This window comes from Butyrivibrio sp. YAB3001 (genome assembly GCF_900112195.1).
Classification (GTDB): Bacteria; Bacillota; Clostridia; order Lachnospirales; family Lachnospiraceae; genus Butyrivibrio.
Genome location: NZ_FOKR01000021.1, coordinates 49,910 through 66,184, shown reverse-complemented (window position 1 = coordinate 66,184; position 16,275 = coordinate 49,910). Strand labels below are relative to the sequence as shown.

General features: G+C 39.9%; 13 protein-coding genes and 1 pseudogene. 3 read left to right on the top strand and 11 right to left on the bottom strand.

Features of this window, described 5'->3' with window-relative positions:
• Positions 1-179 (top strand): annotated as a pseudogene (locus BM086_RS21970) (IS110 family transposase); the annotation flags it as partial.
• Between the two features lie 165 nt (positions 180-344).
• On the opposite strand, the gene BM086_RS17200 reads toward BM086_RS21970, so the two are convergent.
• The 6 genes from BM086_RS17200 to BM086_RS17175 form a co-directional block, all read right to left on the bottom strand.
• On the bottom strand, positions 345-1,823 hold the full coding sequence (locus BM086_RS17200; RefSeq protein ID WP_092330013.1) for a carbon starvation CstA family protein: 1,479 nt from the start codon (positions 1,821-1,823) through the stop codon (positions 345-347).
• Between the two features lie 209 nt (positions 1,824-2,032).
• Positions 2,033-2,764, bottom strand: coding sequence for a LytR/AlgR family response regulator transcription factor (locus BM086_RS17195; RefSeq protein ID WP_092330011.1), 732 nt, complete (start codon positions 2,762-2,764; stop codon positions 2,033-2,035).
• A gap of 1 nt (position 2,765) precedes the next feature.
• Positions 2,766-4,436: a LytS/YhcK type 5TM receptor domain-containing protein gene (locus BM086_RS17190; RefSeq protein ID WP_092330006.1), complete on the bottom strand. Its 1,671-nt coding sequence runs from the start codon at positions 4,434-4,436 to the stop codon at positions 2,766-2,768.
• A 91-nt stretch (positions 4,437-4,527) separates the two neighbouring features.
• The gene (locus BM086_RS17185) at positions 4,528-4,881 is read right to left on the bottom strand and encodes a DUF1622 domain-containing protein (RefSeq protein ID WP_092330004.1); all 354 of its coding nucleotides are present in this window, start codon (positions 4,879-4,881) and stop codon (positions 4,528-4,530) included.
• 470 nt (positions 4,882-5,351) lie between these two features.
• Positions 5,352-6,401, bottom strand: a complete 1,050-nt coding sequence (locus BM086_RS17180) for a glycoside hydrolase family 43 protein (protein WP_242952252.1) — start codon at positions 6,399-6,401, stop codon at positions 5,352-5,354.
• Positions 6,398-6,799 carry a hypothetical protein gene (locus BM086_RS17175; RefSeq protein ID WP_092330002.1) on the bottom strand — a complete coding sequence of 134 codons (402 nt, stop codon included), beginning with the start codon at positions 6,797-6,799 and terminating at the stop codon, positions 6,398-6,400. The genes BM086_RS17180 and BM086_RS17175 overlap by 4 nt, the downstream gene beginning before the upstream one ends.
• Before the next feature lie 312 nt (positions 6,800-7,111).
• Between BM086_RS17175 and BM086_RS17170 the strand changes: the two genes are divergently transcribed.
• A complete protein-coding gene (locus BM086_RS17170; protein ID WP_092330000.1) occupies positions 7,112-7,435 on the top strand; it encodes a hypothetical protein in 324 nt (107 codons plus the stop codon).
• Between the two features lie 256 nt (positions 7,436-7,691).
• Here BM086_RS17170 and amrA read toward each other — a convergent pair whose 3' ends face one another.
• The 5 genes from amrA to BM086_RS17145 form a co-directional block, all read right to left on the bottom strand.
• Positions 7,692-9,077 (bottom strand): AmmeMemoRadiSam system protein A, encoded by a 1,386-nt coding sequence (gene amrA / locus BM086_RS17165; RefSeq protein ID WP_092329999.1) that lies wholly within the window; start codon positions 9,075-9,077, stop codon positions 7,692-7,694.
• 201 nt (positions 9,078-9,278) lie between these two features.
• Entirely contained in the window at positions 9,279-11,750 is a 2,472-nt protein-coding gene (locus tag BM086_RS17160) for an EAL domain-containing protein (protein ID WP_092329995.1), read from the bottom strand.
• Between the two features lie 83 nt (positions 11,751-11,833).
• The gene (locus tag BM086_RS17155; RefSeq protein ID WP_092329993.1) at positions 11,834-12,472 is read right to left on the bottom strand and encodes a phosphoribosyltransferase family protein; all 639 of its coding nucleotides are present in this window, start codon (positions 12,470-12,472) and stop codon (positions 11,834-11,836) included.
• A gap of 150 nt (positions 12,473-12,622) precedes the next feature.
• Positions 12,623-12,913, bottom strand: a complete 291-nt coding sequence (locus tag BM086_RS17150) for a hypothetical protein (RefSeq protein WP_092329990.1) — start codon at positions 12,911-12,913, stop codon at positions 12,623-12,625.
• A 168-nt stretch (positions 12,914-13,081) separates the two neighbouring features.
• A complete protein-coding gene (locus BM086_RS17145) occupies positions 13,082-15,520 on the bottom strand; it encodes a beta-mannosidase (protein ID WP_092329989.1) in 2,439 nt (812 codons plus the stop codon).
• A 123-nt stretch (positions 15,521-15,643) separates the two neighbouring features.
• Here BM086_RS17145 and BM086_RS17140 point away from each other — a divergent pair, with 123 nt between their 5' ends.
• A complete protein-coding gene (locus BM086_RS17140; RefSeq protein ID WP_092329988.1) occupies positions 15,644-16,168 on the top strand; it encodes a helix-turn-helix domain-containing protein in 525 nt (174 codons plus the stop codon).
• Positions 16,169-16,275: the final 107 nt, after the last annotated feature.

Genomic DNA, 16,275 nt, shown 5'->3' with positions numbered 1-16,275 from the left:
CGCTGTTTAACGCCACTATCTACGTCTGCCATTGGGATCCGACGTTCAATGAATACCTCGCCAAAAAGCGGGCTGAAGGAAAGCATTATTATGTTGCTGTATCTCATGCTGCCAAGAAACTCGTGAGATTGATATATCAGCTCGAGAAATCGCATCAGCCATACAACAAAGCAGCTTAACTAATTCCATACAAGTCTTCTTTCAAGAGCATCTCAGGCGATGCTCTATTTGTCATACAGTTTTCAAGGTGCTGATTACGATGAATAAGTCATCGTTGCTCTATTTTAAACTTTTCTGTTTCAAATCATTTTTTATTGACAATCTTTAATAGTTAGTCTTATATTTTATGCTGTATGTAAGTGGCGGTGATGACCACTATCATCTTTTTTTCCATCAGTTACCGGACTCTTTCTGGTCTGGAAGATAAAAAGACCTAAAAATGCAACCGCTGCGATAAGTCCAACAGGATATGCGATCAGCACTGACAGATGTAGGCACTCCGGTGCGCAGAAGAAATATGTTACAGAAACTGCTGACATAAATGTTGCCGGAATCGCTGTTAACCAGTACATGCGTCCATTCCTAAACAGATACATTGAAGCAGTCCAAAGAGCTATCATAGCCAATGTCTGATTTGACCAGCTAAAATATCTCCAAACCACGCTGTAATTAAGCTGGCTGACAAGTGCTCCTACCAAAAGAAGCGGTACACATAAATACAATCTCTTTAAATAAGGCTTCTGGTCTACCTTGAACCAGTCTGCAATAACAAGTCTTGCTGAACGGAAAGCTGTATCTCCTGAAGTGATAGGGCAGGCAATAACGCCAAGCATTGCAAGAACTATACCAAATCCACCCATTGTCTTTGTACAGATATCATATACACATGCTGCCTGACCACTTGCAAGCATCTCTGTAAGTCCTGAAGTAATTCCACCAGTCTTTTCATAAACTGCGCTTCCTGCTGCAGCCCAGATAAGAGCGATAATTCCTTCACTGACCATTGCTCCGTAGAATACCATATGGCTTTCTTTTTCTGACTTACAGCATCTTGCCATAAGAGGAGACTGTGTAGCATGGAAACCGGAAATAGCTCCGCATGCAACTGATACAAACATCATAGGCCAGATAGGTGTACTGCTTGGATGAAGGTTTGAAAGCTGAATCTCAGGAATTGTGTAACCATGTGTAAAAATACCAATTCCAACGCCAATCGCCATAACTATAAGGCAGATGCCAAATACCGGATACAACTTGCCTATGATCTTATCAATCGGTACGAAGGTTGCGATAAAATAATAAACTAGAATAAGAACAAGCCAGAACGTGCTGTTAGTCAAGAGACCTGAACCGCCCTGTTTACCTATAAGAAGTGATATAAGTCCTGCAGGACCAACTGCAAAAACTGTACCTACCATTACAAGAAGAACAACGCTGAAAATACGCATTATTGTCTTCATTATGTTGCCAAGATACATTCCTGTAAGTTCAGATACACTAGCTCCATCATGACGCATGCTCATAAAGCCTACTGAAAAATCATGAACACCACCCGCAAGGATTGTTCCGAGAGTAATCCAAAGGAACACGCTCGTACCCCACTGTGCGCCTGCCAGAGCGCCATAAATTGGTCCGAGACCTGCGATATTAAGTAGCTGGATCAAAAAGAGTTTCCATTTTGGCATTACTACAAAGTCAACGCCATCATTTATCCTGACAGCAGGTGTCTGCCTGTCATCAGGGCCATATACTTTCTCAACAATAGCCCCGTAAACAAAATACCCTGCAATCAGAATTGCCAAACATACAAAAAAGCTGATCATTTGAATCCCCTCCTATACTTTAGTAGAAGAATGGTCATTGCCTTCTTCCCTAATAATAAGTATAGATATATACGGTATTACAAACAATTATATGGTATTCAAATGCTAAAAAGCGGGACTGAAATGTATTATCGTTTTATCATTATTTAGACATTTTGGCTTCTTTTCTTCTTTGCGCTATTTTACTGCTTTTTTCACAAATCTATATATCAGATACAAAAATATGACCTAACCTCATGAATCATATTTCGACTTATGGGAATTACCACATCTTCATAGTCTTTTAACTTACAGGCATAGCCGTTGTTATAATCAGGAACCAGTGCCTTGCAGTCATCAAGATTAACTATGAAGCTTTTATGGATGCGCACAAATTTCTTTCCCTCAGGTTCAAGCTTCTTTTCCCATTCTATAAGAGGTTCATTGCTATAGTATGTTTGATGTCGGCTGTGAACCTTCGAGCCTTTATGGATTGCCTCGATATAGCTGATATTATCGGCATTTATTACCTCCATGTGATCTCCTGCCGGAAGGGCAAATGCCACTGATTGCTTTTGGGTCGCAAGTTTTCTCTGCATCAGCTTATCAATGGCTTTTTTCAGCCTTGTTTCATCAAAGGGCTTCATAACATAATCTACTGCATCCAGGTCAAAGGCATTTATTGCGTAGTTTTCGTATGCTGTCACAAATATTATCGCGGTATCCGCATTCTTATTACGGATTCTCTCTGCTATCTCTGTTCCCTTAATATCGCCCATTTCTATATCTAAAAAGCACGCATCAAAAGAATGCTTATCCAAAAGTTCTAAAACCTGTGCCCCGCTTCCCGCCTCATAAAACAAGGCATCTGCACATTGTTTCTCTCTAAAAATCTTTTCCAATAAAAAACAAAGTTCACTTCTTGCAGGTCGCTCATCATCAGCTATCAGTAGTCTTATCATATCACCCCTCCAATAAAGCTTTTGGCGGAATTCTCATCGTAACAGCGCATCCTTCTTCAGAGCTATCAATTTTCAGTCCATACTTTTCGCCGTAAATACTCCGCAATCTCCCATCAACATTCAAAAGCCCGTACTTTCCCTTGGTTGTCTTATCATTAAAAGCTTTAAGCACAGGCGCTGGTATTCCAAATCCATTATCGGAAATTCGAACAACAAGCTCATCACCATCCATATGTGCACCGATCACAACTTTTCCGATTTCTCTTTTCATAGCGCCATGTTTTATCGCATTTTCTACGATTGGTTGAAGAATAAGTGTCGGAACCTGTCTATGAATATCTTCTTCGATGTCCTTTACTATCTGAAGCCGTTCCTCAAAACGCGCTTTTTCAAGCATCAGATATGCATCCACCTGTTGAAATTCCGTAGCGATATCTATCATATAGTCATTACTTGAATTCAAACTATGCCTAAAGTACACGCTAAGCGCAAGGAGAAGCTCTCTTGCATAATCCGGTTTTTCCCTGCAAAAGCAGGAAATTGTATTTAGACTGTTAAAAAGAAAATGTGGATTTATCTGCGATTGAAGAACTCTGAACTCTGCTCTCTCACGCATTTTTTTCTGATACTCAACCTGATATGCTTCATAATTTGTTGAAAAGAACTTGGCAAGTGCGGAAACCAGACATTCCGCGGCCTCTAAAGAAGAATACCGCCTGTCAAAAACAAGCACCAGATACCCCCAGGTCTCCGTTCCCATTGTTACCTTAGACCCTGAAGCAACAAACGTCTGTCTTAATCTAAATCCTTTACATTCCTTTTTATGTAAAAGAATTGTCGAACACTTTTTATCCATATTTTCGATAAATTCTTCTGTAAAATCATATTCAGAATTAAAAAGTCTTTCTCTGCTGCTACGCGGCATAAAGAAAACATCTCTGCACCTGGAAAAACCGCTTATGGTCCTCTCCATCTCTTTATAATCATCATCAGTTATAGGGTTCTTCCTTATATTCAACATACAGGCATCGGCTATATTAAGGGCAAGCCTCATCTTGTCCGCCGCGATAAGATTCTGACGTGTGTAAATATCTTCAAATACCGAGAAAAAAAGGACCATTCCAATGGAATTAAAGATAATCATCGGTAAAGCAATTATCTTAACTATAGAAACCGCAATGCTCGTAGGATGCACGAAAATAAGAAGGTTTACCATGTGCAAACACTCAGCTGCTGCAGTAATAAACACCAGAAAATACCATTCAAAATCGAGATTTTTTTTACGAAAAACACTGTAGATCACAGCGCCCAGAATGCCTTCCAATAGCGTAGAAAGCGCACATGCAAAAGTTGTTACTCCATGGATGTCAAAAAAGATTCGGTGAACAGCACCGATAAGACCTGCCAACACTCCAACCGTGGGTCCACATAAAAGGCCTCCTGCAAGCGCACCCAAAACACGCGTGTTTGGTATTGCTCCCTGCACCTGAGCCCCGGTATGAGTTGAAAAAATACAGAATCCCCCAAAAATCGCGCCAAGCACGAACTTGGCTAAATAAGTATGCTTATTCTCTTCACAGATGATCTGTGTAACAATAGGAATCCTAACCAGAATATTGGCAATCAGAATAAGAAGGCCAATATTTACAATCATGTTGTAGTATAGTTCCATATGTTTTCCCCCAAAAACATAACAAAACTAAATCATATCCCCACTAAAGCCGCATTATATGCATATTCCTTGCCATATATATAAACGTATGTTATTTCTTTTCATCCAGCTTAGGTGCCAATGCCTTCTCCTCATTTTTAATCTCCCAATGGATAAGGAAAGTAAGCGTTGCCCTAAGTGCAATGATAGCGCCAAGAATTCCAAGTTCTGCCCATTCACGTACCACAACCGTTCTAAGCACCTCTCCGCCCAGCTTAAATTCAAGCGCAAGCGCTATCCCCTGTGCCAGTTGAAGCCTGATTGAATCATCCTTCTTCAGCCAGAATATAAAACTCTTGACCGCAGTAAACACAAGAATACATATGCCAAACAATTCTAATAGAAGTGTAGAAAACTCAACGATATAGCGAAGAATACTCTCCGCCCCCTGATATACGGCTTCCATTACACCATCCCTCCGGAGAAATCAAACTATGTGCGTCCCAATTGGCTATATATCGCGCATTTCTTTACTCTTTTATTATACACGCAAAGACAATTATTCGTCACTACAGGAAATTGATTTCTGTGGGCATGTCTGGGCATGTCCTACAGCTTGTGCTACAGTTCAATTGTCAGATAGCTTCTATGAACAGTCAGAAATACTTGTGTTCGTCTGCGCAGTGATTTTCTAAAAATCATGATTGAAGATAGACCTCATCTCAGCGCTGTTCGGAACAATCGGTCTATCTTCAATCCTTCATTTTGAAAATCATCTTGCTCGTCCGAGAACTGCGTATTTCTGACTGTCTCATAGGAATCTTATCTGCCAACTGAACTGTTATTTTATATCTGCGGCATGCATTTTCAATGAGCAAAAATAAGAAAAGATATTCTGCGGCTGTCCATAGGAAAACGGCAGGTGAGCCCGAGAAATCACTCCACTGCGCTTACACCGTTACATTTTGGCACCGGGCTGATTGAGCCATCATCGTTATAGGTAAACTCTGCTACACATACACTTCTGTGGAACAAGCTTCCCCCAGGAAGCTCTCCTGTGTGGTAGAACAGATATGAATGCCCCTTGAAATCCGCAATTCCCGGATGATTTGTGAAAACACCACCTTCTTCTGTCATAAGCACTCCACCATATTTCCATGGTCCTGTAGGAGACTTTGACGTTGAGTATGCCAAATGCTCATTTTGCTTACCTACACCAAAGGCCGCATATACCATGTAATACAGATCATTCTTCTTGTAGAACCAAGGTCCCTCACCATATGAAGTTCCTGTATCATGACTTCCCTTAGCAAAAGCTTCCTCAGTCATTGGAACCTTCACAATTCCCACTTCTTTGTCGTATGTGATCATATTCTCGTTAAGAAGCACATATCTAAGCTCGGGATTTCCAAAGTAAAGATAAGCCTGGCCATCATCATCGATAAACACTGTAGGATCAATATCATTCCAATCCCCTTCATCGATAAGCGGATGTCCCAAATCCTTGAAAGGACCAGCAGGATTATCAGAAATACCAACTGCGATTGCCATTCCGCCGTTTCTTTTATGTACAGGGCAATATAAGTAGAACTTGCCGTTTCTCTCTACTGCCTGAGGTGCCCATGCCCTTGAATCAGCCCAGCCTATATCATCCAATGAGAAAATCACGCCGTGATCAGTCCAATTGACCATATCCTTAGTAGAAAAACAGCGCCAGTCCTCCATTGTATAAAAATCATTGACAAGCTCATCCTCATCATGAGTTGTGTAAAGATATAAAGTATCCCCATACACCATTGGTGCCGGATCAGCTGTATAAATATCTTTAATTATCGGATTTTCATGAAAACTTTTTTCCTGACTCATTAAGTTATCCTCCCTGGATTCATTCTCCTGCGCTACCTCACCACAGCCTGAAGCTGCCAATAGTACACAGGATAGCAATAAGAAAATACCTGCCCCTTTTTTTAATATTTTCTTTCTCATAAAAACGCCTTTTCAAGCACGCGCTGAAGAACCTGTGAAAGTGCGAAAAGAACTCCTAACGCAACCACGCTCATTGCCCAGAATTCCACAAGATTATACTTAAAGCTCTTCCAGCAGGATGAAATTCTTACAAGCGCTATTACGTAAAAAGCAATGAACGGAATCATAACCAGTGTAAATACCTGATAACACAAAAGCATAAATATAAAAATGCCGACCATTGTTCCTGCCCATAATTTAAGCAAAGAATCTTTCGGATGCTTAGGTGTTACTTCAAGCGTCTTTTGGTTAATTTCATCCACATCATAAAAGATTTTCTTGAAATTGATGGTAAAACGCCCCTCATAATCCTTTAAGGCTTTTACTTCAAAATCTGTATCGTCTCCCCAGTTACCCATTTTTAATTCCTCCTATTCCCCAATATCAGAACTATTTCATGAAACATTATACCTATTCCTCCATAAATGCACTCTCCATAATAAAACCATCACTTCTCAAAAAATGCGGACTTTTTAATTTTATTTTAATAAATTCGGATATTCGCGAAACAATATTTCATTATCTCGTTAAAATCTACAATGTTAAAACTACTGTTTTTGGCGTTTTTGTGCTTAACGTCAATAAATGTTTAAATTTTGTGTTTTTTATATTTTTTTTATAAATTTATGGTATAAAAGAATCGCTAAGTTAAGGTCAGGGAGGACGTTTGAATGAGTATTGAAAGAGCAGATTTAATCAACCAGCTTGCCGCATCCATGGGTGCCGGACAATTTGCAGCTACAAAATTTGAACAATCAAGATATGATGCAGAGACAGGAACTTTATACTGTAAGGGCATGGCTATTTCCTCAAATGTTGCAGATGAAGCAGTTAAATACTTCACCACACTTAAAAATAAATGCAGTTACGATGATCCCGCAACAAAGCACATGGCTCTTATATATCAGTGTGCTATTGAATCCATTAAGATGTTCCAGAATCCGAAAATAAAGGATTTCTTACGCGGAGAAGGTGCAGATATATTAAACGCTTAAATCACCTGTTTACAAATAAAACGAAAAAAAGACGGTATTAACATCTTCCAATCTATAAAGGAATTTGTTAGTGTCGTCTTTTTCATTTATCAAATATATCACATATATGTTATATAGCAAATGCACTTTTAGCATTTCACAATCACGCTATAAATACGCTTTATGAACCTATTAACTACATTTGCGCTTTTGCATGATATCTTGCTGCATAATGTTCTCACGAAACACACAGTAAATATATGTTTCCGTATTTCATTCAATAATGCCTCACAACCTCGAATCTCTGCAGCTCTATCGCTTCATCTTCACCGATTCCGCCCTTTTGCATGGCAATCTCAACCTGTTGCTCTACAGTGTCAACTCCATCAAGATCCGGTAAAAGAAGTCCTCTCTTCCTTCCGCTTGTTACTATGACACCATATCTTTTCACATCAAGCTCCCTGAGTGATGCGATATTTTCCGGTTCTTCCAGTATATCCACATTTATATCAAGCCACTTTAATTCATCCGGTTTTATTGGATCAAACCGCGGGTCTCTTGTTGATGCGCTGATCGCGTTATTGATAATCTCGCTGGCAACGTTCTCTGTTGTGGGACCGATAGTTCCGATACAACCTCGAAGTTTGCCATGTTCATGTATTGAAACAAATGCTCCTGCCCTTTTTGTCAGCATTTCCTCCGGAACATCGTCCGGGACAGCAATTACTTCTCTTCTCAAGATATAGCTTTCAAGCGACTTATAGGCCAGTTTCACATACGGATCAGCGTTTTTTCTGGTCATCTCCAGTGCCTCTTCACATTTATTTAAGTAGATATCCAAAAACTTTCTTTTAGGATCAGCTTCAGCAGGGAAAAAAGTACAAATGCCGTATCCAACACCTGTTATATCCTGGTGTGAAAGCTTATTTACCACTACTTTTACGCCATCCAAAGTTCCTGCCATTATAACAAAAGACCTGTGCCCACACTCAGCCGCTTTTTCGCAGAAATCCTCGTCAAACTCAAGCATTTCTCCAAATGCGCCTCTTGAGCATACATCCATTATCTTCTGGTCATACACAGGCCCCTCCGGTGCATAACCGTATGGCCCATAGGTCTGAAGTTTGTGGGAAAGATCGCCACTTGCAACGACAACAACGTTTCTCCCGGTATTATCTACAGCCTCTCTGATTATCTGGCCAAGTTTATAGTGATCTGTCAACGGAAGGCCCGAAAGCCCAACTCTGATTATCTTTCCTTCTTTGTATTTATTTCTGATAAACCATAAAGGAACCATTGTGCCATGGTCAAGGTCTCTGTCAATCTCTCCCATTGTTCCGGCAGGAAAATCCATCTTTACTGCAAGCTTTTCAATCTCATCCACAAGCTTTTTGTCATATTCTTCAATAAATCTGACCTGTCCCGCACCAAATTGCGCCATAGAACCTGTCGTTGCACCTCCGGGAGATATATGAAAATAATCAGCATACATAGTAGCATGCGGACTTGTAATGATTATAGTTTCAGGATGCATCATTGCAATTAAGTCTGCAACCTTTTCATAAGCCATTGATGTTTCTATTATCTGCGCTTCGCCGCCTCTTCCAACATCAGGAATAATAAGAGGTGGATGTGGCACCATAAACGCTGCTAAAATAGGCATAAAAATCTCCTCTTTTTGATCTCCTCTTTTTTACGGTTTTTTATAGCTTAAACTCACATCAAATGGTATCATTAATTTACAATAATGTGGAGTATATTTGTAGTCAATATCAGATGATTCTATCGCTTAGTATCGCATAAGTGGAGGTGACCGGATGCCACTATCTGTATCACATTTCTGACATTTGAACCAGCTTTTTCTTTAAACATCTGTATCTCCAAGCTCCTCGAGAACCGACTGGTAAATATTCTCATCTGTTGTTCCCGGGTCGGTTCTTAAACGAAATACTCGCTTGATCTTTAATGTAACACTGTTTCCATTTGCCTTTTGAATTGAGCCAACATTGGCGCTTATAAAATCTGCCAGATTATGCAGTTCTTTTCTGTCTTCAATTTGTGTCATTATTGCAAATACCGCATTTTTAGGTCTTGCAACAGCACAACCCTGTTTGGTTACTTCAATTATCTTCTTGCCGATCTCAAACAAAACCTTATCAGCAGTTTCTTTTCCATAAGTATTTATTATTCGCTTCTGATTCATGTTACAGAGCATTATAATGCCATAATTCTTGCCAAAATCATTGAACTGGATCGCATACCCTATCATGGCATCCAAACAGCCTCTGGCATTCATCAGATTTGTAATCTCGTCAACTTTTGATGGTCCTTTGGTCTTATTAACTCTGGCAAGTTCATCCTCACTATCAATGAAATAGCCGACAAGTCCAATGATCTTACCCTCATCATAAAGTGGCATCTTGTTACACATAATATTGTGAACAACACCATTTACTATGCACTGTCCTGCAGCATCTTTTACGCGGAGACCTTTATTTATAATGGCTTTTTCGGTATTGTTGTAATCATCATCCACATGCCACTGCATTTCTTCGTCAGTCTTACCGATAATGTCATCCCTTGACCTTATCCCATAAAAATCAAGGAATGCCTGACTGACTTCTTTAAATCTTCTATTCTTATCCTTAAGGAAAAACTTGATGGAACTGTTCCATACAAGATTTTCCCATATATTATGATATATCTTTTGTAATCCCAGTATGGAGTTAACATCATTGGAAACATTATGCCCTGGTGTCAACCCATCAGGCAGTGTTTTTATACAAAAGAGGTATTCTCCTGCTCCCATTCCGGTAAGCATCATAACGACAATTTCACGCCACTCGTAGGTTCCATCAGTCTGCTTTATTTTGAATGCCTCTTCTATATATCCAACTTTGTTCTCTTCTATCCTGTTTCGTAAAGTATTAAAATCAAAGAATTCTTTAAACTGGTTTCTTTGATCAGGAGCGACATAATCAAGTGTAAATGTACTAAGACCATACCTTAAGCTGTCATACAAATGATTATTATCTTCTTCCACATACCTAAAGCTACCCACTAGCGGTGTAATGCTGTCGGTATCAGGATTAATGAGATGGACCACTTCGTATAAAAGATTTAGTTCCCTGATTCTTGTTTCAATTCTGGCAGCTTCTTTCTGATCGGACGATAAATTCGTAACGTCCATTACCATCCCTTTAATCAGATATCTGCCATCAAGATGCGTAAGAACCCGGCCAATAAATTTCATATACTTGCCATTTGCAGTAAAATAGAAAATCTCTCTATTCCCGCTTTTCTCCAAAATATTTGCAAATTCGCGGAATTTTTTTGCAAGCGGCGAAGCCATATTGTAAAGACGCCTGTCAATCTCTTCATAGGAATCCTTCATGCTCATGGTACAATTCTTTCTGAAGGGCTCATTCATGAACAGTGTCTTAAAACTAACCCCATTATCAATTACTATTTCAAGCGGGCTGTCTGTATCTCTTACCGCAAAACTGGCAATATCAAGGAAGTTCTTCCACTTACGCTCCTCGAAACGTATGTTTTTTTCCTCCATATGCCTTAAAAACTCATCAAGCGGTTCCGGCTTTCCATAAAAGTAGCCCTGTATTCTGGCACAGCCAATCGACTGCAAAAAATCGAAATGTTCCTGTTTCTCAACACCCTCAGCAAGGGTCCTTATACCAAGGTCCTTTGCCATAGTAATAGCTGACCTTAATATCTGTTTGGACTTATCTGTAAATGTGGACAAAAAACGCATATCCATCTTGATAAGATCAAAATCAAAGTCTTTTAGCAGTGTAAGTGAAGAATATCCGCTTCCAAAATCATCCATCCAGACTTCATAGCCGGTACTCCTGAAATCACGGATTACCTGGCTCATAAGGTTTTCATCGGATACAATCATGCTTTCAGTAATCTCAATATGAAGCATATCCCTCGGAATATCGTATTTTGCAACGAGCTGCTCCACAAAATAGACCATATCCAGCATTTCAAAATCAAGACGCGAAAAATTAACCGATACTGGAACTACCGGCTTATTTTTCGCCATGAGATCATGAATATCCCTGCAGACGCACTCCACCATATAGCAATCAAGTTTATGAATCTGCTGGGTATTTTCAAGGGCACCTATGAACTTATCGGGAGGCAAAAAACCTATTTTAGGATCAATCCATCTTGCCAAAGACTCTGCTCCGCATAGTTCCTTAGTGATAGACCTGATTACCGGCTGGTAATAGATTTTGATCCATCCATTTTTAATTGCCTCATCAATATTTTGAACCACATAATCAAAAGCATTGAGATTTTCAGTATCCGCCATAAAAACTCCATTTTTTACCTGCTAATGTACCCGGCTCACATACAATCAAATATGAGCAGTGTTGCACACCAGGGCTTGCAAATTTATAATGTTGAATACCCAAATCCGTTGCATATCGCATCTACAGGAATTCCCTGTTTGCACAAAGGACATGAATCCTGCGGATAGCTTGCATAATCAGGAAAATCTCTCATTGTAAAGAGCGCTCTGATAGGAATATCTTCAATCTGTGTTGCAATCGAGAACACAGCAGATATTCCAACAATCTCACCACGGTAGAATCTGACTGAATCAAGCGCAGTCTTTAAAGTTCCTCCGGTAGTTGCGGAATCAATAAGGATGAGAACCTTTTTCCCATCGATCATATGCTTGTTATTATCTCTAAACATCATCTGTCCGTTGACATTGTACTCGGGCTGAGTGATGTACATAGTCTTATGAGAATTCATGGAAATAATTCCGGCTTCTGTAAGCTTATTTGCCAGATAAGAGCCCACTACTTCCATTCCATTGAGGCAAAGGATAGTATCGATAACATCGGAAGCAAGGTACATCTCTGCCAAAGCCTCACCTGTAGCTCTTGCTTCTTTCATTCTGGCTTTGGTATCACACAGATCCATATAATAATTGACATGCGAATGTGGTGTAACGAAATGGCCCGGTGTTATTCTCAAAATAACGCCACTGTTCCCTGCATACTCAACCTTTGTGTAATTTTGCATTTGCTTACCTCCCCTTATTATTAGGTATTAGAAAGATGTTTTAACTGCTAAATACAATTACCTCAATTATGAAATTATAATAACATTTAATCGTACATAAATCGACAAAAAACCACTTAGTTATTAAAAACTAAATGGTTTTTTAATATATTATTTATTTTTTTTATCGCCTTCTCTTAATTTCTTAATTCCTTCAATGGCAGTTTTATAAATTAGGGCCATATGCCTCGATGCCGGGTCGTTCATATCGCACTTATGCTGCATCAGATTAAAATGCTGCAGTGCCTCATCTATGACTGATTTGGAAATAACATACCCGTCACAATACAGTGTACCGGTCTCAACATCGAATCTCGACTCTTCAAATCTCGTTTTAGCATATTCTCCGGCGCCCATACTTGCCGCGAGCTGATTGATCAAATCTGTTCTGCTATCTGCCATAAAGTCTCCTCCTCTGCATGTATCTAACCTTAACAGCGGTAAAAACGAATAACATTTCGCACCTTTATGGAAAGATTTTAACATATATAAAAACGGTAAATCGTAAAATTTTTATAACATTTAAAATGTCAAAATCGTTTCATGACAGATAGCACATTAAATCAATATTTAAGCTCTTTTCATACCTACAGCTCTCAATTTTAAGCCCTGAATCTTTCCGCATATAACTTTAATCCGCTTCTCCTCTGCGTTCAGATCAAAGTAGTTGTCAGAAAGAAGCAGATCATCATTATCATTCATGATCTCAACGCTCTTAGCATATGCCTTCGCTGATACAATGATCTCATCCCCTTCAACTCTGTATGAAAGCTGAGGATCAACAAATTTAAAGTGCTTAGGTGGGCAGAACAGAACTGTTCCCTCCGAGATTACTTCATTATTCCGGTTCACGAGCTGATAGCTTACATAGTTCTCATGCAAAAGTGCATGATCAAGGCTCTTTTCCTCAAACCAATATGAAGAAAGCGGATCCACCTTAATATCTTCCTCATGCTGCTCAAGGATCTCTGCCCTGGCATTTCTAAGCTGCCACTTCATCTTAACATTAGCACTTTCAAGCTGTTCATTCTGAACGTTTAATCGTATCGACTTTCTTATCGGCTCAGCATCATCATTGACTGAAACTCTCTGGTCCAGATAACCTTTTTCTTCACAGGATATGAGAATCGGCGCAAAGAATCTCTTTGCATAGTATTGAAGCGCTTTCCATCTGCCCTCATAATCTATTGATGCCCAGGATGCAACCGGCCAGCAGTCATTGAGCTGCCAGTACACTGTCCCCATACATCTGCCCCTGTTTCGGCGGAAATGCTCAACGCCGTAGCGGATTGCCTCAGCCTGTAATAGTTGTGAATAATAAACAAGCTCGTCAAGACTTTCAGGATAAAGAAATGTCTGGCTCATATAATTCATTATTTTCCCATTGGCAGCTGAATTACGCTGATGTTTCTCCATTACATAGGAAAAGATATTTCTGTCCTCAGGTTCAGTAAAGGTCTCTATGGTCTTAACTGACGGGAATGACTGGAATCCAAATTCCGACAGATATCTGAAATGGAACTGACGGTACGCTGTAAATGGCTGATTTCCATGCCATACTTCCCAATAATGCGCATCACCCCTGTTTTCATCATTTGGATCATCAAATCCACCGCCTGAGGATGGGCTTGCCGGCCAGTAGTATGTCTGAGGATCTTCTTCCTTCATAATTTTTGGGAAAAGATATTCATACATCTTTACGTAATCTGACTTGAGCGTATGCTTAGCTCCCCAGTGCTCCTGTCCTACGAAAAGCTCCATCTCATTATTTCCGCACCAAAGGCCAAGACTGGCGTGATGTCTTAATCTTCTGACATTTTGTATGATCTCTTCTTTTATATTTTCTTCAAAATCTTCTGTAAGACGATAGACTGCGCAGGCAAACATAAAGTCCTGCCATACCACAAGTCCAAGCTCATCGCAGATATCATAAAAATCATCTTCCGGATAGTATCCGCCGCCCCACACTCTGATGCAGTTAAAGTGTGAATCAGCACAATGCTTCAGAAGAGTTCTGGTGCGGTCCTTATTTACCCTGCTCAGAATATTATCCTGCGGTATATAATCTGCGCCCATGGCAAAAATCTTTACGCCATTAACCACGTGCGCAAACTCTTCGCCGTATTCATCCTTTTGTCTGGAAATAGACATTGTCCTAAGACCAATTCTCTTTTCCCAGATATCAAGAACTTCTCCGTCCTGTGACTTCAGTTCAATTTTCACAGTGTATAACGGCTGCTCTCCATATCCATTAGGCCACCACAGCTGTGGAGAAACGATATTTACACCTTCAGAAGCATCCTTATCTGTGATGATTTCTTTCCCGTCTGGAGAAGTAATAGACACTTTCGAGGTGCAACCACTCTTTTTCTCCGTTGTTATGTCAAAAGAAAGCGCAACTATGTCCTCAAGGTGTTTCTGCCTGATATATACGCTCTCAAAGCGGTCCTTGCTGATTCCAAGTAAGCTTACAGTGCGCATGATACCTGCATCTGGGAGTCTTGGGCCCCAATCCCAGCCAAACATATAGTGAGCTTTTCTAAGCTTTGGAAATCCCTTGCTGCAATCCTCTGTTCCCAGTACAGGATCTTCTTCAAAAGCTTTTTTTATGAACTTATTTGGAGAATGAAGAATAACCCTTAATTCATTCTCGTCCTTGAGTATTTCTTTTACCTGATACTCGTATGTCCTGTGCATATTGCAGACGCTGCCAAGGAGAGAATCATTCAGATAAATATCTGCAACAGTATCGATCATCTCAAATCTTAATACTACTTCCTCATGGCTTCTTAGCTCATCTGAAGAACTAACCGCAAATCTTGTGCGATATTCGTAGTCATAATCCATGAGCTCTCTTGCTGCATCCTCATTGTCCCTATAATATGGATCCTCCATAAGGCCATTTTCCAGTAAATCTGTATAAACTGTGCCGGGCACTACTGCGCTATACCATTTATCCTGATCTGTGCGCCTCATCTCCCAATTGTCATGTAAATTTCGCTTGATCATTTTGTAAACCCCTTTCAACTTTCTATTATACACTACCTATTTTGATAATTTATCTTCATTTTTCTTATGAAATAAGGTAATATTGAACAGATAGATTGTTTTTTTTGAAAGGATTGTATTTGTATGGGGAAGAAGTCAATACGCGAAAATAAAAATGTTTTTTTCGAAGCTCGTGAGGATGCGGGACTTACAAGAGCACAGGCAAGCGAGCTCATGGAAGGCATCAGCGAAAGCCGCATAGAGAAGATGGAAACCGGCAAAACTGCCATTTATCCTGAAGATGTAGTAGATATGGCTGCAGCTTATAAACGTCCTGAATTATGCAATTATTATTGCACACACGAGTGCCGTATCGGAAAGGCTTCTGTTCCTGAGGTTAAGGTTTCATCCTTATCTGAGATAGTGCTTGGAATGTTATCTGCTCTTAACTCATTAGACAGACAGAAGGATCGATTTATCGACATCACAGCTGATGGCGAAATAACCGAGGATGAGCTTTCTGATTTCGTTCAGATCCAGGAACAGCTCAACCAGATAGATCAGACTGTAGAAGCTCTCAAAATCTGGGTTGCAGGAACAATTGCCGAAGGCAAGATCGATCCTGTCAAACTTGAGGAAGCGGCTTCCAAATTGAAAGCTCGTAAATAAATCGAATGATCATATACAACCGAAAACCCATCTTCCTTACCAGGGGGAGATGGGTTTTCGGTTGTATGCATAACTATTCACTTAAATCAGCCAACTAAATTAATACT

What these genes read in the sequence shown, in the direction of transcription:
- BM086_RS17185 (WP_092330004.1), bottom strand. Translation starts at nt 4,881, where the DNA reads ATGGAAGCCGTATATCAGGGGGCGGAGAGTATTCTTCGCTATATCGTT.
- BM086_RS17150 (WP_092329990.1), bottom strand. Translation starts at nt 12,913, where the DNA reads ATGGCAGATAGCAGAACAGATTTGATCAATCAGCTCGCGGCAAGTATG.
- BM086_RS17200 (WP_092330013.1), bottom strand. Translation starts at nt 1,823, where the DNA reads ATGATCAGCTTTTTTGTATGTTTGGCAATTCTGATTGCAGGGTATTTT.
- amrA (WP_092329999.1), bottom strand. Translation starts at nt 9,077, where the DNA reads ATGCCTATTTTAGCAGCGTTTATGGTGCCACATCCACCTCTTATTATT.
- BM086_RS17180 (WP_242952252.1), bottom strand. Translation starts at nt 6,401, where the DNA reads ATGAGAAAGAAAATATTAAAAAAAGGGGCAGGTATTTTCTTATTGCTA.
- BM086_RS17195 (WP_092330011.1), bottom strand. Translation starts at nt 2,764, where the DNA reads ATGATAAGACTACTGATAGCTGATGATGAGCGACCTGCAAGAAGTGAA.
- BM086_RS17190 (WP_092330006.1), bottom strand. Translation starts at nt 4,436, where the DNA reads ATGGAACTATACTACAACATGATTGTAAATATTGGCCTTCTTATTCTG.
- BM086_RS17140 (WP_092329988.1), top strand. Translation starts at nt 15,644, where the DNA reads ATGGGGAAGAAGTCAATACGCGAAAATAAAAATGTTTTTTTCGAAGCT.
- BM086_RS17160 (WP_092329995.1), bottom strand. Translation starts at nt 11,750, where the DNA reads ATGGCGGATACTGAAAATCTCAATGCTTTTGATTATGTGGTTCAAAAT.
- BM086_RS17155 (WP_092329993.1), bottom strand. Translation starts at nt 12,472, where the DNA reads ATGCAAAATTACACAAAGGTTGAGTATGCAGGGAACAGTGGCGTTATT.
- BM086_RS17145 (WP_092329989.1), bottom strand. Translation starts at nt 15,520, where the DNA reads ATGATCAAGCGAAATTTACATGACAATTGGGAGATGAGGCGCACAGAT.
- BM086_RS17170 (WP_092330000.1), top strand. Translation starts at nt 7,112, where the DNA reads ATGAGTATTGAAAGAGCAGATTTAATCAACCAGCTTGCCGCATCCATG.
- BM086_RS17175 (WP_092330002.1), bottom strand. Translation starts at nt 6,799, where the DNA reads ATGGGTAACTGGGGAGACGATACAGATTTTGAAGTAAAAGCCTTAAAG.